Below are 22,882 nucleotides of genomic sequence, written 5' to 3' on the forward strand. Positions count from 1 at the left end.
TTGAGGATTGCTAACCGGCCGCCCGGCGACGCGGGCTACCGGGGCGGCTCCGCATCAGGGGGCGTTTCCAGGGCTTCGGCCAGCAGCCCGGCTTCGCGCCGCCCCCCGGCGAGACGTGCTTCCAGCCGCCGCCGCGCCGTAGCCCCGCACTTATCGCGGAGCTGGCAGCGGGCTTCCAGCTCGAAAAGCGTGAGCCAGTTCTGCTCGTCGTCCGGGCTGGCGACGGGGCCGGGGTAAGTCCGCAGGGCCGGCGCGCCGGCCAGCCGGGCCACGTAAGGGGCCGCCCGGCGGCGCAGCGTTTGCAGCTCCAGCTCCAGGCCCTGAATCCTGGCCCGGCACTGGAGCAGGCGGTAGGTTGCCTCCTCCAGGTCGGGGGGCGGCTCGGGCAGGGCGGCCGGGGCCGGAAAGCTGCCGCTGGCCCCATCGTACACGAGGCCCCGGGCCGCCAGCGTCAGGCGCAGCTCCTGCACCCCGTAGTCGAGGTAGTCGATTGGTAGCCCCGCTCGGCCAGCGCCAGACTCGACCGGGCCACCCCCAGCCAGTCGGCCATCATTTGCTGGGAAAGCCCGAGACGGATGCGGAAGGCGTGAGTATCCATAAGCAGGGAACGGCGGCGCACGAGTCCAAACAATTCGAGGACAAACATTCTCAAATTGTTTATCCTCGAATTGTTTGGACTCGTGCACCGCAGATAAAACGCATCCGACCTTCACCCTGATGTACCACTACGACACGTGCGACACGGCCAGTAGTTGGCCGCCCCCGGCAGTCGCCCGGCTGGGCCGGGCGACCTTTACGCTCTGAGCAGCTATGCTGCGAACCCGGCCGCGCCAGCAGAGTAACCGAACGGCACGGCATGCGCGCGGCGCAGCCGCTCCGGCATAGTGGTCACCCGGCCAGCCGGGCGACGGCGAAGAGGCTTCTTAAAGAGCCGACGTGTTGATTCCCAGGTTCAGGCCGGGCATGGCGGCATTGGTACGCTGCACATACGCCTGAATGCGCTCTGCCGGCCCCTGATAGTCGGCCAGTAGAACCAGGGCGCGCATGCCGGGCGACACCTGCGGGGGCTCGGGTAAGCCGTTGGCCGCAACCGTAAACTGCGAATATATCCCCTGTGGCAACGTAGTCGGGGTAGCTCCCAGCCGCCGCAGAGAGTCGCCCAAGATTGCTGCCGTAATATTCGGCAGCGACGTAACGGCCGTGCCCCAGATAATCGAAGAAGGCATAAAACGCAGTTCTGGGGTGGGTACCTCAACCAAGCTAGGGTTACTGCTGGTGAGTGTGATATGGGTGCTTTGCAGTTCCAGCGTGCCCGTGGTCGTAGCGTTGCCCACCTGTAAGCGCAGAGAATAGGCCCCGACGGGAAGCGTCGAAATATCAACCAGTGAAGAGGCCGGGCCAATAGCCGTCAGGCATATGCCATCGGCAGCCGTAACGCCGGTAAAGGTCAGCCGCAGCAGCTTGTCGTGCCGCTCAAAGTCAGTGACAAGGCCATAATTGAAGCAGGGATAACCGCCCTCATCCTGAAAGCGCAGGACGAGTGTCCGCCGCTGGCCGGTGCGCCATTCCTGCGCCCGCATCTGGACTCGCCCCGTTATGCTCAGGCTAGGCAGCGGAGAGGCCTGGTCACAGCCGCTCAACAGGGCCGTGAGGAACAAAAGAGTGAGGTAGAACAAGCGCATAAGGAACCAGGTATGGGTGAGCTACATCCTTGCCAGCGGAGTACCGGCGCTTTTCGGACGAGCCGGCCATATGGCAAAAGGTTGCACGCGGTCTGCCGCCATGCCTTCGGCTTCTCTTTACTTCCCCCAAACCGCTTCGCATCATACCGCACCCTGACCGCGTCGGGCTCGTCGGTGTGCATCCTCACCTGGTCGGGCCGGAGTGAGCTTGAGCGGGCGGATGGCGGCTTTGCGGGGCTTCGCTTCCGGCCGGCCGTCGTTCCGCACGTTGCCTTAGTGCGTCAGGCGGACAAGCCACAGGCTGAGCAGGTTCAGGAGCAGGCTGTTGCCCAGCAGCCCGATGAAGGCAATGATAAAGCCCCGCCACAGGCTGCCCGCCAGCCGGTAGGCTCCCAGCGCCAGCAGGGTAAAGGCCCACATCTGATACACGGGTAGCAGGAAGGTATCGATGAGATAGAGGGTTTTAAGCCAGGGCGAATGACGGGCCCAGGCCAGCAGGGGCAGAAAGAGAATCTGCACGGCCAGCACGCCGCCTATTACCAGGGCGTTGGCCATCAGGTGCTCCACGAAATTATAGCGCAGTCGCCGTAGCAGAACCCAGGAGAGCAGGCTGTACAGGGGCAGCATGGCAATAGTAAACCAGGCAAAATATTTAAATACCAAATGGTTGGCGGCTATAGCTTCCTGCCCGGCCGCGGTGACGGCGGCGCGGTTGGGCTCCAGTTGCTCAATGTGCAGCAGCAGGAGCAGAAAGGAGGCCGCCCCCGCCAGCAAAAGCACCAGCGCCACCGGCCGAAACAAGTCGACGCGCTGCCCGGCCAGGTAGCGACGGATGGTATGCCCGGGCCGCACCAGCATTTCTTTAAGGGTGTAGGGCAGGCCCCGGTCGACGTGCCAGATGCTGTGCGGAATCTCGTGCAGCAGGTGCGCCAGGGTGAAGCGGTGCGTGGCGGCGCTCTGCCCGCACTGCGCGCAAAAGGCGCCCGTAAGGGACGCCTCGCAGTTCAGGCACGCCAGCGGGGCATGGTCATCGGGTGCCGGAACTGTCGGGGTATCGTTAGGGGTCATAGCAAAGCGGAAGGGGATAGTAGCCCGGGCAAGTTAATCGGAAACTCGTTTGCTGCTGCCCGCAGCATGCTGGTAGTAAACCGCCCAACCCCCAAACCCCCGTACCTTGCCGCCATGCCCCTCGACCCCGCCACCTTCCTGCTCCACACTGAGCCCGCCGCCAAAACCACCGTGCGCACCCGCGCCGCCGACGGCACGGAGCACGAAATAGCCGCCCTGCTCATCGCCCAGACCCGGGACCAGAAGCTGTTCATCACCCTGGAAACCCCGCGCCGCTACCTCACTCACACCCGGCTGCCCGATGGTGAGGACGAAGACGAAATAGAAATCGACTTTGTGCAGGACTACGCCGAAATCGAGGCCCTGCTGGAAGACGCCGGCCTCGACGGCCTCCACGCCGGCGAGCGGGGCGTGCTCTACCCCAACCTGCTGTATCTGCTGATGAACCCGTAGCCAGGACGTTGGCTACGGCTGCGGCCGGGTCGTTGTCGCTGTCTGGGCGGCCGCCTGCGGCTGGGCCGGCCGCATCTGCTGGCGCAGGGTAGGCAGCAGCAGGCCAATCATGATCAGGGCAATAAAGAGCAGCAGCACGATAAAATTGAGCCCGCTGGTGAGCAGGCCGCGCAGGTAGCGGCCCGCAGCCCCCAGGCCGGTGGGCCGCAGCAGCTGGGCGTAGGCCCGGGTCTGGTAGGCGACCATCACCAGCATGGTGACTGAGGTAAGCCGCACGATGCCGGCCGTGCCGCTGAGCACGTACATCAGCGGGATGAAGGCCATGTTAATGATGGAAGCCGTACCGATGACGAAGGCGTTGATAACGATGCACTCGGCGTAGTTGAAGCCGCCACGGCGCAGCACCAGGCGGGTGGGCAGCGCCAGCAGGGGCAGAGCCACCACCTGGTACCAGCTCATGTACCTGAGTACCGGCCCGAAGGCGTGCAGCTGCAGCTCCCGCGTCCGGGCCGACACGCGCGGGTCGTGCAGGTCGAAGGGCACGATGTGGAGGGCCGCCATCAGAAACGTGGCCACGCCCACGGCCAGCAGCAGGTAGGAGAGGGGGGCGAAGTACGGCCGCCGCTGCCCACCCAGGTAGGCCCGCAGCGCGGCACCCGGCCGCAGCACCAGCTCGCGCAGGGTAAACAGGATGCCCTTGTCGACGTGCCAGATGGAGTGCGGAATCTCGTGCAGCAGGTGGGCCGTGGTGATGCGGTGAGTAGCCGCGGGCTGCCCGCAGCGGGCGCAGAACTGGTCGTGCAGGGCCGTGCCGCAGTTCAGGCAGGCGTGCGGAGTGGGGCTGGCACTGGCGGTGGCCGGGAGAGGCAGCTCAAGCGTTTCCATAGCGGGGCAGAGAGTACCCGGGAAATATAAGCAGAAAACGATACTTGCCCACTCACCCCCGGCCGACGGCCAACCTTTGCCCGGCTTTTTACTTACTAGCGGTATGCCCACGCCCATTCCGAAGAAAATCCTGGCTCGCCAGCACGAAATCAGTGCCGACTGTGTGCGCCTGGTCCACGCCCACCTCGCCGACGTGGTGGCCGGCCGCGCCACCGAGATGCTGGAGGTGCGCGACTTTGCCGATCAGCTCCATATTCACTCCACCCACCTGAGCGACACGCTCAAGCTGGTCACCGGCCACCCGCCGTGCTATTTCTTCGAGGCCCGCATCATGGAAGTGGCCCGGGAGCAGCTGCTGGACCCGGCCCGCTCAGTCGCCGCCATTGCCGCCGGCCTCACCTCCGACGCGTCGAACTTCACCAAGTTCTTCAGGCGCTTCCAGGGCTGCACGCCCAAACAGTACCACGAGCAGGCCTGAGCCGACCGGCGGGTTGAAAAAACGGAAACTGTCACCATTTAAACTGAATTAGTCACCATACGGCAGTAGGAGCGGGACCGGACCTTTGGGGTATTCCTTCATCCTCCGCAACCTACCGTGTGAGCACTCCTGAAATTGCCCTCGTCACCGGCAGCCGCCGCGGGCTGGGCCGCAACAGCGCCCGGCACCTGGCCCAGGCCGGCCACGACCTGATCATCACCTACCGCACCAACGAGGCTGAGGCCCGGGCCGCCGTAGCCGAAATTGAGGCCCTGGGCCGCAAAGCCGTGGCCCTGCCGCTGGATACGGGCAACGTCAGCTCCTTTCCCGCTTTTGGGGCGGCCCTGACCGAACTTCTGGCGCTGCACTGGCAGCGCCCCACGTTCGACTTGCTGATCAACAACGCCGGCATCGACGCCCGCTCGGAGTTTGCCGTCACCACCGAGGAGGACTTCGACAACCTGCTCAACGTGCGCTTCAAGGGCGTGTACTTCCTCACCCAGGCCCTGCTGCCCCTGCTGGCCGATGGCGGCGGCATCGGGAACTTCTCCACCGGCCTGGCCCGCTTCACTACGCCCGGCTACGCGGCCTACGCCTCGATGAAGGACGCCGTGGAAACCCTGACCAGGTACCTGGCCCAGGAGCTGGGCAGCCGCGGCATCCGGGCCAACGTGGTGGCCCCGGGCATCATCAAAACCGACTTTACCGCCGCCGCCCGCGCCGCCCACCCCCAGCTGGAGCAGTACATGAGCCAGCACACCGCCCTGGGCCGCATCGGGGAGCCCGACGATATCGGCGGCCTCGTCGCCTTCCTCTGCTCCGACGCGGCCCGCTGGGTCAATGCCCAGCGCATTGAAGCGTCGGGCGGGTATTCGCTGTAAAGAAGCCCCAAAGGCCAACCCCGCCCGTCGCGCCCGCGCTTTGTTGGGCTTGCCGGGCGGGGTTGGCTTTTGGGGTCCGGCCTGAAAACGCCGAATGCCAGCCCGGGACGGGGCTGGCATTCGGAAAGGGGGCAGGCAGGTTGCTAGGCGGCCTTGCGCGACTTCTGGTAGGTGTTGAGATTTTCGCGGATGACGGCCAGTACGGCGGCGTAGCGGCGCTTGGCTTCCTCGTGCGTCTCCAGCTGCTGCAGATGCGCATCGATCAGCTGGCAGAACTCCTCCCGGGAGAAGCGCGGTTTGGGGAGCGGGTGGGACACGTTGCGGAAGGTAAAGACGGAGGGAAGCAGTACGGGGTTATAATACTACGCAGGTTTTCGCAAAAAAAGCTAATCGGTTTCGCCCGGCCATTTGCCTGACTCGCCGAATAAGGCTTGACGCCCTGCAAACGGCTCCGGCCTCCTCCGATTATGTGAGGGCCGGAGCCGCCAAGGCAACCGGAAAACCTAGAAACGAAACAGCGGCCGGGCCGGATTCCAGAGGCCCCACGGAATCATGAGCAGCACCAGAATGAGGGCCACCAGAAACCAGGCAAACGCCTTCTTGTGCTTAAGCACCGGGTCGGTGGCTTTTTTCGACAGCGTGCGGCCCACCTGCGCCACAATGACGGCCAGGATCATCACCGTAATGTGCTCCACGCCCCAGAACCGGCCAATGGGGTCTTTCATCACGGCGCCGCCGGCCGCTTCGAAGGCTTTCACGCCGTAGGGACCGGTGAAGTACAGAATCAGCCCCAGCAGCAGCTGCAGATGCAAAGAGCCCACGAAGGAGGCGCCCATGCCGTTGTCGGCCCCCAGGTAGGGCTTGCGGCCCTGCCAGCCGCTGTAGGCGCGGAAGATGGCAATCAGGCCAAACACCAGCACGAGCCAGCGGGACCAGGAGTGGAGGGCGAGTACAACTGAATACATGCGAAAAGAAATTGGTTGAAGGGCAAAAGTAGGAGTTGCTGTTGGTTGTTGGTTTTTGGTGGGTGGTTTTTGGCTTTCGGTCTGCCGGATGAAAGCCAAAAACCATCCACCAAAAACCACCCACTAAAAACCAACTTCTACACCGGCTCGGTGACCCCGCTGAAGGCAAACACCTCTTCCCGCAGAAACAGGCTGCCCTGCTGGCGCAGGATGGCCAGGTTGTCCACGGTAAGCTTGAGGTTGAAGGTCTGCTTGTTGAGGTACTGCAGCACCGGGCCCAGCAATTCGGGGGTGGTATCGTGCAGGGCCAGGGAAATGTGGGGCAGCCAGCAGTCGGGGCCGCTGAACTTGTCGGTGCGCAAACACAGCGGGGCCGTGGCCGCCACAATGCGCTGGTGCAGCTCGTTGAGCTCTTTGGTGCGCAGTACCGGAATGTAGATGGTCGGATTCGGCCCCGGAAACACGCCCAGCCCGGTAGTGTGCACCGCAAAGGGCTTGGTGCTGCAGGCCACGTCGTGCAGCGCCTGGTGCAGCGCCGACAGCTTGCGCACCCCGGCCAGCTGGTAGGTGATGTGCGGCTCGGGCGTGGCCTGCACGTCGTCGATGCCGAATTCGGTTTCCAGACCCTTGATGATCCGGTTGATGCGGGCCGCGTAGTGCGGGCTGAGCAGCGAGGTAATGGCGAGCATAGGCGCTAAACTACGGAACCGCCCGCAGGGTTGGCCCGGCCGCGCATTTGTTGGCCGCCCCCGGCCCGCCGGCCACCACGACTTGCGCCCGCACCGTCGAATGGGTCAGGAGCCGGCGGGTAAACCGGAACCGGAAAAGGCCCGGCCCGGAAAAGCAGAAACATTCGGCCCGCCCGCGGGTCTGGGTAATGGACGGGGGCCCGATTCAGCCGCTCTGCGGCGTAATTGCGTACCTTTCCTGAGTTGCCCCGCGCCGGCCCGCGAACTTTAGCGGTGCCGCGCCGGGTTTCATGTTTCCTTCCCAGGTCTTCTCTTTACCCCTCCGGCTTATGGCTATTCTGGCTTTTTTTCTGGCGCACTGGTACCTGTCGCTGTTCACGCAGTCGTTTTTTCAGCACCGCTACGCCGCCCACAAGATGTTCACCATGACGCGCTTCTGGGAGCGGTTTTTCTTCGGCATGACCTACGTGTGGCAGGGCTCCTCGTTTATGTCGCCGCGGGGCTACGCGCTGCTGCACCGCATGCACCACGCCTACTCCGACACCGAGCGGGACCCGCACTCCCCGCACTACTCGTCCAATGCCTTCACCATGATGTGGAAAACCCGCGGCATATACCAGGACGTGCTCTTTGGCCGCTCCAAGGAAGCCGGGCGCTTCGAGGGCGAGTACCCCGAGTGGCCGGCGCTGGAAGCCTTCGGCAACAAGTGGTATTCCCGGGTGGGCTGGGGCGCCTTCTACATCCTGTTCTACGTGCAGTTCGCCACCACCTGGTGGCAGTTTCTGCTGCTGCCGGTACACTTTTCGATGGGGGCCGTGCACGGCGCCATCGTCAACTGGGGCGGCCACAAGTACGGCTACCAGAACTTCGACAACAACGATAAGTCGCGCAACTCCCTGTTTTTCGACTTCCTCACCGGCGGCGAGCTGTTTCAGAACAACCACCACAAGCTGCCCTCCCGGGTCAATTTCGGGGTGAAGTGGTGGGAGCTCGACCCTACGTACCCCGTTATCTGGACCCTGGACAAGGTGCGGGTTATCCGCCTCAAGCCCGCCAAGGCCGTCGGCACGGCGGCGGCCACCGCCTCCGCCACCCTGGAAGCGACGGGCGTCAGGGCCTGGGAGTAGCCCTGAGGGCTGGTGCTGCTCTATTTAGCTGAAGGTCAGTTCGTAGTAAACGGCCTGCGGCTGCCAGGCTGAGGGAAGGAACTTTGTGGACTGAGCCGTGTTAAGCAGGCTTGTCCGTAAATTTGCGCTACGGTCAGGCGGCAGCTAAAGCTGCCGGCCTGATTTTTCTGGCGCGCCATTCTACCCCATGTCTGAGCCTTTATTCGACGTTAACCTGCAGCACTTACCCGATGACTACCTCACGGGAGACTGGTGCGTCGCCAACCGCGTGCTGAACCAGGGCAACCCCGCCAGCAGCATGGCCCGGGCCACCCGCCTTTGCCTGCAGCCGGGGAGCGTGGAGGTGCAGCTGCCCGGCCCGCCCGATTCGGGCCACTGGCTCGTGCAGCGCGACGAGCTGCTGAGCCGCCCTTACCTGGAGCTGGAGCTGCTGCAGGAGTCCACCCGGGCCCTGATTACGCGGCTGCGGCGCTCTGCCGATGGCCTGGAAAGCCAGCTGGGTCTTTATTTTCAGTCGGGCATGGAGCTGCAGCTCACCCGCCCTTGTTAAACCCCGCGTCGAATAGCATGAGTGCACCAACCCATTCCGCTCCCCACGAGGCCCTCCTGCGCCAGCAGGGCGAAGAGCAGTTCCACTTTCTGGCCGACTTCATCCCCCAGCTGGTCTGGTTTACGGATGCCACGGGCTACCACACATTCTTCAACCAGCGCTGGGTTGACTTTACCGGCTACACCCTGGCCGACAGCGTGGGGCCCAATATGTGGAACAACCTGCTGCACCCCGACGACCAGGACCGGGCCCGGCGGGTGTGGGGCCATTCGCTGGCTACGGGCGAGTTCTACGAAATAGAGTACCGCTTCAAAGCCAGAGACGGCTCCTACCGCTGGTTTCTGGGGCAGGCCCGCCCGCAGCACGACGAGCAGGGCCGGATCCGGCAGTGGTTCGGCACCTGCACCGACATTCAGGAGCAGAAGGCAACCGAGCTGCAGCTGCGCCAGCGCGAGCAGGACCTGGAGCGCGCCTACGCCGACCTGGAGGTTAAGGTGACGTTCCGCACCCTGGGCCTGGAGCAGGAAGTGCGGGAGCTGCGCCAGCGCCTGGGCGAGTAGAAACCCCGGAAATGATGCTGCAAAGAAGCTGGGCCGGTTGGCGCGGCTTTTTTTGTGCCTTTTTCCGCCCCCGGCCGCCCCCGGCTGCCGGCTGCTTAAACCTGCGGCGCCCAAACGGGTACATGCAGAAGCCTGTGCCCGCGCCAGCCGCGGCCGGGCTCCCGGCGCCGACTTGCCGCCGCGTGGGCAACCGCCCTGCCGGGGTCTTGCGTTAAGGGATTTTTTAGCTTCTAGTCTGCTCCGTGGCTTTGTCTTCGTCGCCTATTTCTGCTCCGATCCAGGCCTCGCCCCCGACGCCCGCCCCGCCCCGGTGGTGGCGCTGGGTGGGCGGCCTGCTGCTGGTGCTGACGGCCCTGGTGCTGGCCGCCCTGCTGCTGCTCGACCCATGGCTGCGGCGTACGCTGGAAGAACAGGTCGCCCGGCGCAGCCAGGGCCGGTATCAGCTGCGCATTGGCACCCTGCACACCAGCCTGTGGCAGCGCTCCATCCGTCTGAGCCGCCTGCGGCTGCGGCCGGCCCAAGATCCGCGGCTCTGGACCGACACCACGGCCCTGTCCCGCCTGCTGGCTGATGTCGGGGAGCTGCGCATTTCGGGCGTGGGCTTGTGGGCCGCTCTGCGCCGGCAGCAAATCCCCGTCGACAGCGTGGTAGTAGCTGGCGTAACGCTGCGGCTACTCGACCTGCCCGCCACGAAAGTCGCCGGCCAGCCTTTGCACGAGCGGCTGCCGGCCCGGGTTCCGGGGCTGGCTATCGGCTACCTGGGCGTGCGGAAGCTGCAGGCGGCCTACGGCGCCGGCCGCCGGCCCGAGGTGAGCTTGCGGGAGGGCACCGTCACGGCCCGGGACGTCCTGCTCAGCGCGGCCGGGGCGGCCGACACTCAGCGCCTGGGCTACGCCCGCACGGTGCTGCTGCGCGTGGCCGGCGTGGCCGCCCGCAGCGTGCTCGACCATGAAGTAGTGCTGGGCCACGGACAGTTTTCTTCGGCCCGGCAGCTGCTCACGCTGGACGCGCTGCGGCTGCGCTCCTGGCGGCCGCCGGGCCGGCGCCAGCGGCTGCCCCAGCTCAACCTGACCCTGGCCCAGCTCCGGCTGACGGGCCTGCAGCCGACGAGCCTGGCCCGCCGCCGCCTGTCGCTCGACTCGCTGCTGATCCGGCAGCCCCACCTCACCTTCACGCCCCCGCGCCAGGCTCCGCCGCCTGTGTATCAGCTGGTAGCGCCTTACCTGAACCGGCTCACCCTGGCCCACGTCCGCCTCACCGGCGGCTACGTGCGCGTTGCCGGGATGGCGGCGGCTCCCACGGTGCGCCGCATTGCCCTCACCGGCACCGACCTGCGGATTGATAAAGCGGCGGCCGCCGACCCCAAGCGGGTGCTGTACGCCCATGCCTGGCAGCTGCGCACCGGCCTCACCACGGCCCGCCTGAGCCCGCCGGTGTACCGGGGCGGCTACCAGGCCCTGAACCTGGACACGAAAACCGGCCGCCTGCAGCTGGAGGAAGCCTTTTTGCTGCCCACCATGTCGGCGACGGCCGTGAACCGCTACAAGGGGCACCAGTCGCCCAACATCACCCTGCGGCTGCCCCGGCTGCAGGCCACGGGGCTCGACTTCGCGGCCCTCGATCAGCGGGGCGCGGTGCTGGCCGGCCAGGTAACGCTGAGCCGGCTGCAGGTCCTTGTCGACGGCGACGGCCGCTTCCCGCTGAATCCGACGCCGTCCATCGTGACGCCCGAGCGCCTGGGGAAGCTGCCGCTGCGGCTCAATGTGCGGCGCATCCGCATTGCGGATGCCACGGTGCGCACCAACTACCTCTCGCCCAGCAGTGGGCGCCAGGGGACGCTGACGTTTAACCGCCTCAACGGGACGCTGACCAACATCACCAACGACCCGCGCCTGATGTCGGCGGCGCAGCCGGCCGTGGTCCGGGCCTCCGGCTACATTGCCAACCGCTGGCGGGCCGACCTGCAGATCTGGCTGCCCCTGCTTGACCCCAACGGCACGCACTGGGGCCGGGCCACCTTCGGCCCCGGTTCCATCACGCTGCTCAACTCCATGACCGAGCCCAGCCGCAACGTGCGCTTCGCCCGCGGCAACGTGCAGCAGGCCACCATCGGGTTCCGGGCCAACCGCCGGCAGATCACGGGTACCATGCGGGCGCAGTACTCCGATTTGAAGCTGGAGCTGCTCAGTCCCAAGGGCGGGGCCGACCGCAAAACGCTGTTCACCAAAATCGGGACCTCGCTGCTCAACGGCGTGGTGGTGCGGGACGAGAATCCGCGCCGCGACGAGGGCCGGCTCAAGGTCGGCGACATGACCAGCCGGCGGGAGCTGCGGGTGTCGGCGCTTTCGCTGTGGCGGCAGGGGCTGGTCAGCGGCCTGCTCAACAGCATCGGGGCCCCGAAGAAGCTGGCCCGGAAAATCAGTGAGCAGCAGTAAGTAGCTATCCGAATTGGGCGTCATGCGGAGCATGACGCTCTGATTTAGGGCCTATCAGGACAGGCTCTAAGCCAAACTTTCCCGGCTCCGGGCCGTTGTCTGCAAGCTTTTACGCCCCGCCAATGTCCCCTCTTCCCGCCAAGCTCACCAAGGGCAACCTGCCCACCAAGATCTGCCTGACTTGCGGCCGCCCCTTCGAGTACCGCAAGAAGTGGCGCGCCTGCTGGGATGAGGTGAAGTACTGCGGCGAGAAGTGCCAGCGCAACAAGCCCCGCACCCCGGCCGCCGCTTCCTGAAGCCGGGCGCTGTGGGGGCTGGGAAAGTGCCCGGCCGGCCCTATCTTACCCCAAAATTCCCGCTATGAACCGAAGACTATTCCTGCGCAACGGCAGCCTGGCCGGCGTGGCCCTGTCCACTCTCTCGCTGAGCGCCTGCACCGCCCCCACCCAGGATTCGGCCTCCGCGCCGGTGGCCGGCGGCCCCGACGACGACGCCACCACCAAGGTCTTTGAGCTCAGCGAGGCCACGGTAGCCCAGCTGCAGGAAAAGATGCAGAGCGGCCAGGCCACGGCCCGTTCCCTGGCGGAGCTGTACCTGGGGCGCATCAGGGCCATCGACCAGGCCGGGCCGAAGCTGAACTCGGTTATCGAGCTCAACCCCGATGCGCTGACCCTGGCCGACGCGCTGGACCAGGAGCGCAAGGCCGGCAAGGTGCGCGGCCCCCTGCACGGCATTCCGGTGCTCATCAAGGACAACATCGACACGGCCGACCAGCTGCACACCACCGCCGGCTCGCTGGCCCTGGCCGGGCACCGGGCGGCGCAGGATGCCTTTATCGTGCAGAAGCTGCGGGCCGCCGGGGCGGTGCTGCTGGGCAAGACCAACCTGAGCGAGTGGGCCAACTTCCGCTCCACGCGCAGCACCAGCGGCTGGAGCAGCCGCGGCGGTCAGACCAAGAACCCCTACATCCTGGACCGCACGCCCAGCGGCAGCAGCGCCGGCTCGGGGGCGGCCGTGGCCGCCAACCTGTGCGCGCTGGCCATCGGCACCGAAACCGACGGCTCGGTAGTGTCGCCGGCCTCGTGCTGCGGCATCGTGGGGGTGAAGCCCACCGTGGGCCTGCTCAGCCGCGCGGGCATCATCCCGATTTCGGCCACCCAGGATACGGCCGGCCCCATGGCCCGCACCGTGCGCGACGCCGCCATCCTGCTCGGGGCCCTGACCGGCGAAGACCCCGCCGACGCCGTCACCAGGGAAAGCGCGGGCAAAGCCGCCGCCGACTACACCACCTTCCTCACGCCCGGGGCCCTGCGGGGCCAGCGCCTGGGGGTGGAGAAAAACCACCTGAAGGGCTCTTCCGACGCCGTTGCCCTGCTGCAGGCCGCCCTGACCGTGCTCCGGGCCCAGGGGGCTACCATCGTGGAAGTGGAGGTCGAGAAGCGCATCGACCCGCTGGGGCAGGCCGAGTACGACGTGCTGCTCTACGAGTTCAAGGACGGCGTCAACCAGTACCTGGCCACGGCCCAGGCCCCGGTCAAAACCCTGGCCGACGTCATTGCCTACAACGCCCAGAATAAGGCCAAGGCCATGCCTTTCTTTCAGCAGGAAATCCTGGAAGACTCCCAGAAGCTGGAGGGCCTGAGCAGTCCGAAGTTCGTGGCCGCCCGGCGCAAGTCGCACGAGGGCGCGCGGCAGGTGCTGGATGCGGTGCTGCGCGACAACAAGGTTGCCGCGCTGGTCGCCATTACCACCGGCCCCGCCCGCTGCATCGACCTGATCAACGGCGACGGGGGCGGCGGCCCGGGCTTTTCCTCCCCCGCGGCCATGGCCGGCTACCCCCACGTGACGGTGCCCATGGGCCTGGCCCACGGCCTGCCGGTGGGGCTGTCGTTTGTGGGCGGACCCTACACCGAGGGGCCGCTGCTGGGGCTGGCCTACGCCTACGAGCAGGCGTCGAGGCTGCGCGCCGTGCCCGGGTTTAAGACCCCGTTTGTGGGCTAGGAGCGGGGCCGCCTTGAACCTGAACCAGTATCTTTGCCCACTACCCTTGAGCCGTTGAGTATGCCGCCCATCACCCAGCTTTCCCAACTCGACCTGACCCGGCGCTACACCTACGCCGACTACCTGACCTGGCAGCTGACCGACTGGGTGGAGCTGATCCGGGGCCGCATCCGCCTGATGAGCCCCGCACCCCGGCGGCAGCACCAGGATATCACCCGCAACATTGAGTTTCCGATCATGCAGTTTCTGCGGGGCAAGTCCTGCCGGATGTACCACGCGCCCTTCGACGTGCGCCTGAGCCGGACCACGCCCAACGGCGACGCGAGCATTGAAACGGTGGTGCAGCCGGACGTGTGCGTGATTTGCGACCCGGCCAAGCTGGATGAGCGGGGCTGCCTGGGTGCGCCCGACTGGATTATCGAAATCCTGAGCCCCGGCAACGTGGCCCGCGACACCAAGGAGAAGTTCGACCTCTACGAGGAAGTAGGAGTACGCGAGTACTGGATGGTGACGCCCGAGCAGAAAAACGTGGTGGTGTACCTGCTGGCCGACGACGGCCGCTACCAGCTGCGTGGCGAATTCTACACGCCCGGCCTGATTCCGGTGGCGACCCTGCCCGAATTGCAGATTGAGTGGGCGGAGGTGTTTGAGGAAATGTAGGGCCGGCGGGCCACTCAGGGAATAAACTGCTGGGTCAGGCCGGTGATGACGCCGTCTTTGGTTTCGACGATAAAGGGCGTGGACCGGAAGAAGTCGGGGCTCTGGGCCCGCAGCTCGGCGGGGGTGGTCAGGTACTGCCGCAGCTCCCCCGACTGGCGCCAGAGCCGGATGACGGCCGTGGCGCTCAGCGGGAGGGTGCGCGGGCTGGGCGTGTCGTTGATGATGTAGTAGTCGTTGAATACGGAGTACACCGTGTCGCCCTTCACTACTTCGGCCAGGGCATCGCCGCGGCGGCGGGCGGCGGCCACGGCGGCCTTACCATCCAGAAACTGAATGTAGTCGACGCTGGCGTAGTACTGGCCCTGGCGCTGGGAGAAGCGGCGCAGGTAGCCGTGGCTGCGGGCCGTGGCGCCCACGGCTTCGGTAGCGGAGGTTTCGCTTTTCAGGGTGGCCGGGATTCGCTCTTCGTAGCTGACCGCGCCCGCCGATTCCTGCTCGGAGCGGCAGGCAGCCAGGGTCAGGAGCAGCGCGGCGGCAAAGGTTGGGTACTTCATGGGAAGGTGTACGCGGGGCGCCAAGGGCGGTTGGAGGCCGGGCCGGCCGGCCCGATGCGCAAAAGTAGCCGCCACCACCCAAACCCCGGCGGCCAGCAGCCGAAAAGCGCATAAGCAAGCCGCAGAGCCCGTGGCGCCGCAAGAAACGCCGGCGGGCCGGGGCCGCCGGCAGGGCGCCGGAAGGTCGGGTGAAGCTCGGGACTACGGGCCGGGCGGCGGGGGGCTACCCGGCCAGGACCTCCGTCAGGGTGCGGTTGAGCAGGCCGGTCAGGTGGCCCGCTTCCTGGTGAATGGCGGCCGTAGCCACCGCATTGCCCCACGCATCGACGGCCGAGCCGGTACTGCCGATTTCGGCCAGCAGCGTCAGGCTGTGAATCAGGGCGGGGATGGTGAGCTGGGCCTGCTCGCGTGAGGAGGCGGGCTGCGCCTGGGTCAGGCCCGCAAGGCGCAGCTCCAGCAGCAGCATCACGGTGGCGGCCAGGTGCTGGAGCAGGGCCTGCTCATCCGCCGAAAACGTGCGGGCCTTCCGGTCGATAACGCACAGGGCCCCGATGTTGAAGCCCTCGGGCGTGCGCAAAGGCTGGCCGGCGTAAAACTGCAGGTTCAGGGCCTGCAGCGCCTGGGGCTCAACCAGGGCGCAGGGACGGGCCTGCAGGTCTTCAAATACCGTGACCTCATCGTGTAGAACCGCCACCGAGCACAGGCTCTGGGTCCGGGCTACCTGGCGGACACCGGGCAGGCCGAACTGCGCCTTGAGCCAGACGCTGCCTTCGGCCACCAACGAAACCAGCGCAATGGGGGCGCCAAACAGCTTGGCCGTCAGGGTGGTGAGCTCATCGAACAGCCCTTCCGGCGCCGTACCCACAATTTCGTAGCGGCTCAGAGCGCGCAGACGGTCCTCATCGTTGCCGGGAATCAGGGATAGACGGGAAAGCGGCATTGAGGGTAAATACGGATGGCGTCCGGGTTTCTACGGATGGTAGTCGGGAAGGATGACTAGGTTTTACCGTATGTTTTGCGGATAGAGTAGGGCGCTGCCGGCACTGGCGGGCCTGGGGCCGCTTATAACTATCTGGGCCGGCCAACTTATTGCCTCAACCGAATGAGTTACCTTTGCCACTTCATAGCACAGCAGGATGATTTCGATTAACGACCTTGATTTCCATTTTGGCTCCCGTACGCTCTACGACAAAGCCAACCTCCACATAAAGCCCAAAGACAAAATCGGCCTGATCGGGCTGAACGGCACGGGCAAATCGACGCTGCTGCGGGTGCTGGTGGGCGAGTACAAGGCCGACGGCGGCAGCATCTCGATGAGCAAGGAGGTGTCGCTGGGCTTTCTGAACCAGGATCTGCTCAGCTACGACACCCACGAGAGCATCCTGCTGGTGGCCATGCAGGCCTTCGAGGAAGCCCTGAACCTGCAGAAGCGCATCGACGAGATTCTGGTCGAGTTCGAGAACAACTACACCGACGACCTGGTCGAGAAGCTGGCCGACGCCCAGGATCGGTTTGAGGCGCTGGGCGGCTACACCATGCAGGCCCAGGCCGAGGAAATCCTGGAAGGCCTGGGCTTCACGACCGAGGAGCTGCAGAAGCCGCTGAAGACCTTCTCCGGCGGCTGGCGCATGCGGGTGATGCTGGCCAAGATCCTGCTGCAGAAGCCCTCCTTGCTGCTGCTCGACGAACCCACCAACCACCTGGACCTGCCCAGTATCAAGTGGATTGAAAACTACCTTTCCGGCTACGAGGGCGCGGTTATCATCGTGAGTCACGACCGGGAATTCCTGGACCGCACCACCAACACCACCGTGGAGGTTACCGGCGGCAAGCTGGTGCTCTACGCCGGCAACTACTCCTACTACCTGGAGGAGAAGGAGGAGCGCAACCTGATTCAGAAGGGCGCCTTCGACAACCAGCAGGCCCAGATCCGGGCCGCCGAGCGGTTCATTGAGCGCTTCAAGGCCAAGGCCAGCAAGGCCAAGCAGGCCCAGAGCCGGGTGAAGGCCCTCGACAAGCTGGAGCGCATCGAAGACGTGGCCAACGACGCGGCCAAGGTCAACATCAAGTTCAACTTCACCGTGCAGCCCGGCCGCCACATCCTGCGCATGGAGCACGTGGGCAAGAAGTACGGCGAGAAAATCATCTTCCGCGACACCCACGTCCACATCGAGCGGGGCGACAAGATTGCCCTGATCGGGGCCAACGGCAAGGGCAAGTCGACGCTGATGCGCCTGGTAGCCGGGCAGGAGGCGCCCACCAACGGCAACCACCAGCTGGGCCACAACGTCATCATGTCGTTCTACGCCCAGCACCAGCTCGAAAGCCTGAACGTGGACAACGAGATTCTGCAGGAGATGAACGAGGCCGGCTCCCGCCGCAACGACATGGAGCTGCGCAGCGTGCTGGGCTCGTTCCTGTTTACCGGCGACCAGGTCTACAAGAAGATCAAGGTGCTCAGCGGGGGCGAGAAAAGCCGGGTGGCCCTGGCCAAGACCCTGATTTCGGAAGCCAACTTCCTGCTGCTCGACGAACCCACCAACCACCTCGACATGCAGTCGGTGAACATCCTGATCCAGGCCCTGGAGCAGTACGAGGGCACGTTCATCGTCATCAGCCACGACCGGTTCTTCGTCGAGAACGTGGCCACCAAGATCTGGTACATCGAGGACTTCCAGCTCAAGGAATACCCCGGCACCTACGCCGAGTACGAGCAGTGGCAGGAAGACCGGGAAAAGGCGGCCAAGAAAGCCGGCCTGCCCAGCCCGTCGGCCCCCAAGCCGCTGCCCAAGCCCGAGCCGGTGAAGGAAACAACCTCGTCGCCCAGTACTTCCAAGCAGAAAAAGGAGCTGGCCGAGGTGGAAGCCCGCATCGAAACCCTGGAAAAGGAGCTGGCCCAGTACGAAGCCCAGCTCGCCGACCCCGGCATCTACAACAACGCCGCCCAGCTCAAGGACGCCACGCTCAAGTTTGAGCAGGTGAAAAAGGAGCTGACCGCCCAGACCAGGCGCTGGGAGGAGCTGATGTAAGCTCCGCCAACCCCAAAGAAGCCTCGCCAAATGCTATCCGCTGCTGGCGGGGCTTCTTTTTTTAAGCTTAAGCAAAACCGGTCCCTTCTTTCTGCCGTTGCCCGAGCCCCATGCTGACCTTCCCCTTTGAGCCGTTTCCCACGCTGACCACCGCGCGCCTGACCCTGCGCCAGCTGCAGCCCGCCGATGCGCCCGACCTGCTGGTGCTGCGCGCCGACCCCGCCGTGATGCAGTTCATTCCGCGCCCGCTGGCGCAGTCCGTGGCCGAGGTGGAGGAACACATTGCCCTCGTAAACGCCCGGACCGCGCAGGGGAAGTCGGTCAACTGGGCCCTGGCCCGGCGCGACACCAACCAGGTGGTGGGCACCATCGGCTACGTCGACCTGCTGCCCGAGCACTTCCGGGCCGAGGTGGGCTACCTGCTGCACCCTGCCTGCCAGGGCCAGGGCCTGATGCAGGAAGCCCTGGCCGCCGTGCTCGACTACGGCTTCGAGCAGCTGCACCTGCACTCCGTAGCGGCCATCATCGATCCGCTGAACGAAGCCTCGGCCCGGCTGCTGGAGCGCAACGGCTTCGTGCAGGAAGGCCATTTCCGGGAGAATGAGTTCTACAACGGCCGGTTTCTGGACGCGGTGCACTACTCCCTGCTGGAGGGCCGCCGGCCGCGCTGAGCCGGTAGCCGGGCACGAAGCCCAGCTCGCCGACTTCGATATGTACCACTACTGTCGTCCCGGGAGTTGTAAAAAAGCGCCGCCGCTGTTTCCTGGGAAGCAGCGGCGGCGCTTTTTTGTGGGTAACGTTGAAGCATTGGCGTTGTGGCGGTATTCTGTGTTCCGTCTGCCGACAACTGAAGCCGATTAAAGATATAATGTTTAATGTTTTCTACTGCTGCTTAATTTATAACATCAAGCTGGAACTGCCGATGAAAAGCGAACTACTGCTGATTGCTCCAACGTCTAGCCGCCATAATGCCAAACCGAAAGCTGGTGACAGTTCATATTTGTAGAGATTTTAGAAAATGTATTGCTTCTTCAAAATCACTCGGGCTATAGTCATTTGGGCTTATTACTATCGACATCTCCCTAGATATTGTTGAATTTCTGGAATAAATAGCATAGGAAAGAATGATGCTTTGTATTATTAGTATAGCGGTTTCGTGAACGGTGTACCCGGTCTGACGGCTTTTCGCCGTCGGACCGGTCGTCGCTGGCTGCCGATAAATACATCGGGCCTACAACGACCGGTCGGACGGCGGAAAAAGCCGTCCGACCGGAGCGAATGCAACCGCTACACTGTTCGCGAAACTGCTATAGTAACGACAAATTAACATTTGCTAATCCTGCCCCTAACACTGGTACCGAAAACTTTTTCTTACGACCCTCAACTTTTATTTTCTCCCACAAGCCAATTAAAGCTTGGTTTAAGATAAGATGGTCGGATTGAGTGTGTTTGTCATTTCCAATGAACTTTAGTTTCGTTAGAATAACCACAAAAATTCTTCTGTTTGCTTGAGGTAAAACGGCGACTGTACCAATTGGATAACGCAGTTTATTTCCACTGGGCTTTAATTGATCTAATTCAGCAATATTTTCCAATCCTACAAGACTTTGTTGGACGATATTGTTAATATAGTTAATGTCGTTGTCAAAAAGCCTGCTTATCATTTGGCTTTTTAAAGACACTCCAATAGTTCGATTGTAGTTGAAATCAAAGAAGTCACTGCTGCCAATCACTATGTCTTCTTTTTCAGCAAGCAGGTCTCCAACTTTTAACGAAATACTGGTTTGAGCACTTTTGAATTTCTTAGTGTAAGACGTTCTGGAAAATGCTTTAAATATTGCAAAAGCAAATGAAACTACCAAAGCAGCTGCCAAAATAAATAGTTCGCCTTTATCAATTAAGTCTTCAAGCTTAGAGCTTAACGCACTTGGACATTCAATCAATAGCCAAATTGTGCCAAATGCGAGATGAAAATATTTTCCAATCAGGAGGTAATTAGTTGTGAATAGATAGTTCCACTTAAGTTTTCTCATTACAGTTTAAGTTTATCACAAATTGCCACCAACGGTCGGGTATTGCTGCAGGCAGGGAATTCATTGCTGTGTCCGCCCCCAACCGCTGATGAATAAAGTTATAAAAGTAAAAGATAACAAACAAAAGTCCACCCGTGTTTGTCCTGCCCGAACCACTGCTGATAGCGACCTACAGCCAAAGATAACAAAGTCCTGCCCTGCTTGCAGCAATACCTTTGTTAGCGGCTGTTTTAGGTAATCTTGGTCATGTCGGCAAGTTCTTTTTCAACGTCAATCTCAATAATTTTCTGTTTGCCTTCAAGAACTAAATCCATATTCGCTCTTGGTTTAATTGTAATTTTTTTGTTAGCCACATTTATTGTCCCAAACCAACCACCGATTAGAAATATGTTTTCCTGTCCGAACTTCCACTTTGCTATTTTGTCGGTTTCTTTGTCAACAATTGTGAAATAAATTTCTTCTTCATTTTGTCCTAATATAGTCTTTGTAGAAATCGTGAATGTAATCTTATTATTCTCCTTGGCTTTATAGATAATTTCAGATAATACTCCTATTTCTTTTGCTTCACTAATTGCTGCTAAAACTTTTTCCTCGTCAAGTTTGTCTAACTCTGCAATATCGATTAGTCCTTCTTTAAGTGCATTTAAAACAAGTGCTTGCTGTTCAGAGTGGTCTGCTTTCAGTAATATGTCTTCCTTTAAAACCGCGATTCCATAGGCGAACCAATCTTCTACAACAATTGCTCTTTTTAAAGCTTCTTCTTTTGTGTCGGCAATAGAAATATAAAGATGGTGATAATGAGGACATTTAAAATCCTTTTGAATTAGTTGTCTTAACACAATGTCTGCATACCGATTTAGATAAAATAAAGTTCTTGGTAGTTTGTAATCGAATAATAACCTAATATCTCGAATTAATGTATCGCTTGTTAATTTTCGGTCTTTCCGTTCTTGTCGTTTAATTTCAGAATTTTCAATTTGAAACTTTTGTAAACTAATATTTTCTTGCTTTGAAGTTGTTATTAAAAATTCGAGAGAAATTTTCTGTCGTATGTTTATAAGAACGTTTTCAAAGGTTTCAAAATCAAACAAATCGTCTTTTTTTAGCTTTGATTTTATGATTTGTAAAGCCTCAAAATATTTGTCTATTAAAACATTTGCAAGTTCAGGCTCATCTATATTTTTATATTCATCTGCTATTTCAAATTTGTCTTTGTAATTTATTTGCTCCTCTTTTTGAAAATGTTCTGAAAATTCTGGGGCTTTCAGATTAATGTCAATAGTTTTAAATTTCCTATTCATTCTCGAATAAGGAAATGTTTCATAGTACTTATTAAATGTAATTTCCATTCCAACAATATCTGGAACAACATACATTGCCGGATAAGATAAACTCAACCAAAGTTCATTGAACGACGATTGAAAATTTGATTTATCCAATTCACTTTGAATAAGTCGGTCTAAGTATTGAAGATTTCCTTTGAGCCCGCCGCCACTAATTCCTACTGTCCTTGGTGATAAATATATTTTCATTATAGCGGATTAGTGAACGGTGTACCCGGTCTGACGGCTTTTCGCCGTCGGACCGGTCGTCGCTGGCTGCCGATAAATACATCGGGCCTACAACGACCGGTCCGACGGCGGAAAAAGCCGTCCGACCGGAGCGAATGCAACCACTACACTGTTCGCGAAACTGCTATAAGCCTGTTGATGTCTGTTATTGTAAACAGTCTGTAAAAATAGCCGCCAACATTCGGATTGCCGCAACTGCCCGTAGCGGCAATCTGCGCGTAGTACGCAGGTGAGTTGCGGCAATATACCCACCGTCGGCTGGCTAGCCGCTACTGCCGCCCAGAAACTTCGCCCATACCACCACGCCGCCAGTTGCGGCTTCACGCCTGGCCGGCCTATCGAAACAGCGGTGGCTTAGCCGTGTCGCGAGCTGGTTTGCGAAAGCGGGTAGGGGACGGGGGCACATCCTACTTCAGGGTCCTTATAAGGGCTGGGCGCCGGAACTCGGGGCCTGATGGGTGAGCACACCACTTGCCGGCCGCAGCACAGGGGGCGGGTGAGGCCTGATACAAGTCGGCTTGATACATTTTTATTTGTATCAAGCCGACTTGTATCAGACTCCGTCGCACCTTTGCCGTGCGGCCCCCTTTCGGGGCGGCCCCTGCCTATGTCTTCTATGCGCCTGCCCGCCGCCGGCACCCTGCCCGCCCTGCGCCGCTACCTGGCGCTGACCCAAACCCAGCTGGCCACCCTGCTGGGCACCACGCGCGGGGCGTTGGCCCAGGCCGAGGCCGGCACCCGCTTCCTGACCGTGGAGGCCCGCGACGCGCTGAGCGCCTTGCTGGCGGCCCTGCCCCTGGCTACGCGGCAGGCGCTGGCCGGGGACGCTGGCGAGGCCCCGCCGCCCCAGGTGCCGGCTCCACCCGCGCCCCTGCCGCGCCCGCTGGCCCGCCGCCGCCACCTGGCCACCCGGGAGCTGGAGCGGGTGCTGGCGGCGCTGGCCCCGCTCGAAGCCCGCCGCCTGGCCAGTGCCGCCCGCCTGGCCCTGCTTGCGGCCCCGGCCTGCCCGCCCGCCCTGGCCCGGGACGGACCCTTTGCCGCCCAGGCCCGCCTGTGGGCCGGCCCCGCTGCCGAGGCCGCCCGCCGCCTGCTGCTGGCCCGCGCCGCCGGCCTGCGGGCCGAGCTGGCCGCCCTGGCCGCGCCCGCCGGCGAAGCAGAGTAGCTGATGCCCGGCCGGGCCGCCGCCGGCCGGGCGCGCCCCCAAAAGGGAGGACGGCTTCGGAGTATCCGGCGTACCTGGCTAAGGGGGAGGCGAATAGCC

25 protein-coding genes are annotated in these 22,882 nt (G+C 62.2%); 13 read left to right on the forward strand and 12 right to left on the reverse strand.

Annotated elements, in window-relative coordinates; translation table 11 throughout:
- Window positions 1-35: 35 nt before the first annotated feature.
- The 4 genes from ABD842_RS04190 to ABD842_RS04205 all read right to left on the reverse strand — a co-directional run bounded on the left by ABD842_RS04190 (window position 36) and on the right by ABD842_RS04205 (window position 2,750).
- Window positions 36-470, reverse strand: a complete 435-nt coding sequence (locus ABD842_RS04190; protein WP_345110485.1) for a hypothetical protein — start codon at window positions 468-470, stop codon at window positions 36-38.
- Complete coding sequence (locus ABD842_RS04195; RefSeq protein WP_345110488.1) at window positions 452-598, reverse strand: helix-turn-helix domain-containing protein; 147 nt, start codon at window positions 596-598, stop codon at window positions 452-454. The genes ABD842_RS04190 and ABD842_RS04195 overlap by 19 nt, the downstream gene beginning before the upstream one ends.
- Window positions 599-923: 325 nt before the next feature.
- Window positions 924-1,682: a hypothetical protein gene (locus tag ABD842_RS04200; RefSeq protein WP_345110491.1), complete on the reverse strand. Its 759-nt coding sequence runs from the start codon at window positions 1,680-1,682 to the stop codon at window positions 924-926.
- A 273-nt stretch (window positions 1,683-1,955) separates the two neighbouring features.
- Entirely contained in the window at window positions 1,956-2,750 is a 795-nt protein-coding gene (locus tag ABD842_RS04205) for a DUF3667 domain-containing protein (RefSeq protein WP_345110494.1), read from the reverse strand.
- 114 nt (window positions 2,751-2,864) lie between these two features.
- On the opposite strand from ABD842_RS04205, the gene ABD842_RS04210 reads away from it, so the two are divergent.
- Window positions 2,865-3,203, forward strand: coding sequence for a hypothetical protein (locus tag ABD842_RS04210; RefSeq protein WP_345110496.1), 339 nt, complete (start codon window positions 2,865-2,867; stop codon window positions 3,201-3,203).
- 12 nt (window positions 3,204-3,215) lie between these two features.
- Here ABD842_RS04210 and ABD842_RS04215 read toward each other — a convergent pair whose 3' ends face one another.
- A complete protein-coding gene (locus tag ABD842_RS04215) occupies window positions 3,216-4,088 on the reverse strand; it encodes a DUF3667 domain-containing protein (RefSeq protein WP_345110499.1) in 873 nt (290 codons plus the stop codon).
- A gap of 103 nt (window positions 4,089-4,191) precedes the next feature.
- Between ABD842_RS04215 and ABD842_RS04220 the strand changes: the two genes are divergently transcribed.
- Both ABD842_RS04220 and ABD842_RS04225 read left to right on the forward strand, forming a co-directional pair.
- Entirely contained in the window at window positions 4,192-4,566 is a 375-nt protein-coding gene (locus ABD842_RS04220; protein WP_345110502.1) for a helix-turn-helix domain-containing protein, read from the forward strand.
- 119 nt (window positions 4,567-4,685) lie between these two features.
- The gene (locus tag ABD842_RS04225; protein ID WP_345110505.1) at window positions 4,686-5,447 is read left to right on the forward strand and encodes an SDR family NAD(P)-dependent oxidoreductase; all 762 of its coding nucleotides are present in this window, start codon (window positions 4,686-4,688) and stop codon (window positions 5,445-5,447) included.
- Between the two features lie 143 nt (window positions 5,448-5,590).
- On the opposite strand, the gene ABD842_RS04230 is transcribed toward ABD842_RS04225, so the two are convergent.
- The 3 genes from ABD842_RS04230 to ABD842_RS04240 form a co-directional block, all read right to left on the reverse strand.
- Window positions 5,591-5,764, reverse strand: coding sequence for a hypothetical protein (locus ABD842_RS04230; protein WP_345110508.1), 174 nt, complete (start codon window positions 5,762-5,764; stop codon window positions 5,591-5,593).
- A gap of 186 nt (window positions 5,765-5,950) precedes the next feature.
- A complete protein-coding gene (locus tag ABD842_RS04235; RefSeq protein ID WP_345110512.1) occupies window positions 5,951-6,412 on the reverse strand; it encodes a hypothetical protein in 462 nt (153 codons plus the stop codon).
- A 137-nt stretch (window positions 6,413-6,549) separates the two neighbouring features.
- On the reverse strand, window positions 6,550-7,101 hold the full coding sequence (locus ABD842_RS04240) for a 2'-5' RNA ligase family protein (RefSeq protein WP_345110515.1): 552 nt from the start codon (window positions 7,099-7,101) through the stop codon (window positions 6,550-6,552).
- A gap of 329 nt (window positions 7,102-7,430) precedes the next feature.
- Here ABD842_RS04240 and ABD842_RS04245 point away from each other — a divergent pair, with 329 nt between their 5' ends.
- The 7 genes from ABD842_RS04245 (at window position 7,431) to ABD842_RS04275 (ending at window position 14,434) form a co-directional block, all read left to right on the forward strand.
- Window positions 7,431-8,228 carry an acyl-CoA desaturase gene (locus ABD842_RS04245; protein ID WP_345110518.1) on the forward strand — a complete coding sequence of 266 codons (798 nt, stop codon included), beginning with the start codon at window positions 7,431-7,433 and terminating at the stop codon, window positions 8,226-8,228.
- Window positions 8,229-8,415: 187 nt separating this feature from the next.
- Entirely contained in the window at window positions 8,416-8,778 is a 363-nt protein-coding gene (locus ABD842_RS04250; RefSeq protein ID WP_345110521.1) for a hypothetical protein, read from the forward strand.
- Between the two features lie 17 nt (window positions 8,779-8,795).
- A complete protein-coding gene (locus tag ABD842_RS04255; protein ID WP_345110523.1) occupies window positions 8,796-9,338 on the forward strand; it encodes a PAS domain-containing protein in 543 nt (180 codons plus the stop codon).
- Window positions 9,339-9,586: 248 nt separating this feature from the next.
- Window positions 9,587-11,773, forward strand: a complete 2,187-nt coding sequence (locus ABD842_RS04260) for an AsmA family protein (protein ID WP_345110525.1) — start codon at window positions 9,587-9,589, stop codon at window positions 11,771-11,773.
- A gap of 122 nt (window positions 11,774-11,895) precedes the next feature.
- Window positions 11,896-12,069, forward strand: coding sequence for a DUF2256 domain-containing protein (locus tag ABD842_RS04265; RefSeq protein WP_345110527.1), 174 nt, complete (start codon window positions 11,896-11,898; stop codon window positions 12,067-12,069).
- A gap of 64 nt (window positions 12,070-12,133) precedes the next feature.
- On the forward strand, window positions 12,134-13,774 hold the full coding sequence (locus ABD842_RS04270) for an amidase (protein ID WP_345110530.1): 1,641 nt from the start codon (window positions 12,134-12,136) through the stop codon (window positions 13,772-13,774).
- Between the two features lie 60 nt (window positions 13,775-13,834).
- Window positions 13,835-14,434 (forward strand): Uma2 family endonuclease, encoded by a 600-nt coding sequence (locus tag ABD842_RS04275; RefSeq protein WP_345110533.1) that lies wholly within the window; start codon window positions 13,835-13,837, stop codon window positions 14,432-14,434.
- 14 nt (window positions 14,435-14,448) lie between these two features.
- Here ABD842_RS04275 and ABD842_RS04280 read toward each other — a convergent pair whose 3' ends face one another.
- Together ABD842_RS04280 and ABD842_RS04285 are read right to left on the reverse strand one after the other, a co-directional pair.
- Window positions 14,449-14,988: a hypothetical protein gene (locus ABD842_RS04280; RefSeq protein WP_345110536.1), complete on the reverse strand. Its 540-nt coding sequence runs from the start codon at window positions 14,986-14,988 to the stop codon at window positions 14,449-14,451.
- Window positions 14,989-15,211: 223 nt separating this feature from the next.
- The gene (locus ABD842_RS04285) at window positions 15,212-15,928 is read right to left on the reverse strand and encodes a GAF domain-containing protein (RefSeq protein WP_345110539.1); all 717 of its coding nucleotides are present in this window, start codon (window positions 15,926-15,928) and stop codon (window positions 15,212-15,214) included.
- Between the two features lie 196 nt (window positions 15,929-16,124).
- Here ABD842_RS04285 and abc-f point away from each other — a divergent pair, with 196 nt between their 5' ends.
- Window positions 16,125-18,017 (forward strand): ribosomal protection-like ABC-F family protein, encoded by a 1,893-nt coding sequence (gene abc-f, locus ABD842_RS04290; RefSeq protein WP_345110542.1) that lies wholly within the window; start codon window positions 16,125-16,127, stop codon window positions 18,015-18,017.
- A gap of 110 nt (window positions 18,018-18,127) precedes the next feature.
- A complete protein-coding gene (locus ABD842_RS04295; RefSeq protein WP_345110545.1) occupies window positions 18,128-18,688 on the forward strand; it encodes a GNAT family N-acetyltransferase in 561 nt (186 codons plus the stop codon).
- Between the two features lie 636 nt (window positions 18,689-19,324).
- Here the strand turns inward: ABD842_RS04295 and ABD842_RS04300 are convergent.
- Window positions 19,325-20,050: a macro domain-containing protein gene (locus tag ABD842_RS04300; RefSeq protein WP_345110548.1), complete on the reverse strand. Its 726-nt coding sequence runs from the start codon at window positions 20,048-20,050 to the stop codon at window positions 19,325-19,327.
- A gap of 230 nt (window positions 20,051-20,280) precedes the next feature.
- A complete protein-coding gene (locus ABD842_RS04305; RefSeq protein ID WP_345110550.1) occupies window positions 20,281-21,582 on the reverse strand; it encodes a hypothetical protein in 1,302 nt (433 codons plus the stop codon).
- A 646-nt stretch (window positions 21,583-22,228) separates the two neighbouring features.
- Here ABD842_RS04305 and ABD842_RS04310 point away from each other — a divergent pair.
- Window positions 22,229-22,783 (forward strand): helix-turn-helix domain-containing protein, encoded by a 555-nt coding sequence (locus tag ABD842_RS04310; RefSeq protein ID WP_345110553.1) that lies wholly within the window; start codon window positions 22,229-22,231, stop codon window positions 22,781-22,783.
- The last annotated feature ends 99 nt before the right edge of the window (window positions 22,784-22,882 follow it).

It is taken from the genome of Hymenobacter algoricola (genome assembly GCF_039539525.1).
GTDB classification, from domain to species: domain Bacteria; phylum Bacteroidota; class Bacteroidia; order Cytophagales; family Hymenobacteraceae; genus Hymenobacter; species Hymenobacter algoricola.

Coding starts and splice junctions, on each gene's coding strand:
- ABD842_RS04300 (WP_345110548.1), bottom strand. CDS start 20,050: ATGAGAAAACTTAAGTGGAACTATCTATTCACAACTAATTACCTCCTG.
- ABD842_RS04285 (WP_345110539.1), bottom strand. CDS start 15,928: ATGCCGCTTTCCCGTCTATCCCTGATTCCCGGCAACGATGAGGACCGT.
- ABD842_RS04270 (WP_345110530.1), top strand. CDS start 12,134: ATGAACCGAAGACTATTCCTGCGCAACGGCAGCCTGGCCGGCGTGGCC.
- ABD842_RS04195 (WP_345110488.1), bottom strand. CDS start 598: ATGGATACTCACGCCTTCCGCATCCGTCTCGGGCTTTCCCAGCAAATG.
- ABD842_RS04245 (WP_345110518.1), top strand. CDS start 7,431: ATGGCTATTCTGGCTTTTTTTCTGGCGCACTGGTACCTGTCGCTGTTC.
- ABD842_RS04210 (WP_345110496.1), top strand. CDS start 2,865: ATGCCCCTCGACCCCGCCACCTTCCTGCTCCACACTGAGCCCGCCGCC.
- ABD842_RS04275 (WP_345110533.1), top strand. CDS start 13,835: ATGCCGCCCATCACCCAGCTTTCCCAACTCGACCTGACCCGGCGCTAC.
- ABD842_RS04200 (WP_345110491.1), bottom strand. CDS start 1,682: ATGCGCTTGTTCTACCTCACTCTTTTGTTCCTCACGGCCCTGTTGAGC.
- ABD842_RS04255 (WP_345110523.1), top strand. CDS start 8,796: ATGAGTGCACCAACCCATTCCGCTCCCCACGAGGCCCTCCTGCGCCAG.
- ABD842_RS04205 (WP_345110494.1), bottom strand. CDS start 2,750: ATGACCCCTAACGATACCCCGACAGTTCCGGCACCCGATGACCATGCC.
- abc-f (WP_345110542.1), top strand. CDS start 16,125: ATGATTTCGATTAACGACCTTGATTTCCATTTTGGCTCCCGTACGCTC.
- ABD842_RS04280 (WP_345110536.1), bottom strand. CDS start 14,988: ATGAAGTACCCAACCTTTGCCGCCGCGCTGCTCCTGACCCTGGCTGCC.
- ABD842_RS04250 (WP_345110521.1), top strand. CDS start 8,416: ATGTCTGAGCCTTTATTCGACGTTAACCTGCAGCACTTACCCGATGAC.
- ABD842_RS04265 (WP_345110527.1), top strand. CDS start 11,896: ATGTCCCCTCTTCCCGCCAAGCTCACCAAGGGCAACCTGCCCACCAAG.
- ABD842_RS04220 (WP_345110502.1), top strand. CDS start 4,192: ATGCCCACGCCCATTCCGAAGAAAATCCTGGCTCGCCAGCACGAAATC.
- ABD842_RS04235 (WP_345110512.1), bottom strand. CDS start 6,412: ATGTATTCAGTTGTACTCGCCCTCCACTCCTGGTCCCGCTGGCTCGTG.
- ABD842_RS04295 (WP_345110545.1), top strand. CDS start 18,128: ATGCTGACCTTCCCCTTTGAGCCGTTTCCCACGCTGACCACCGCGCGC.
- ABD842_RS04240 (WP_345110515.1), bottom strand. CDS start 7,101: ATGCTCGCCATTACCTCGCTGCTCAGCCCGCACTACGCGGCCCGCATC.
- ABD842_RS04305 (WP_345110550.1), bottom strand. CDS start 21,582: ATGAAAATATATTTATCACCAAGGACAGTAGGAATTAGTGGCGGCGGG.
- ABD842_RS04310 (WP_345110553.1), top strand. CDS start 22,229: ATGTCTTCTATGCGCCTGCCCGCCGCCGGCACCCTGCCCGCCCTGCGC.
- ABD842_RS04215 (WP_345110499.1), bottom strand. CDS start 4,088: ATGGAAACGCTTGAGCTGCCTCTCCCGGCCACCGCCAGTGCCAGCCCC.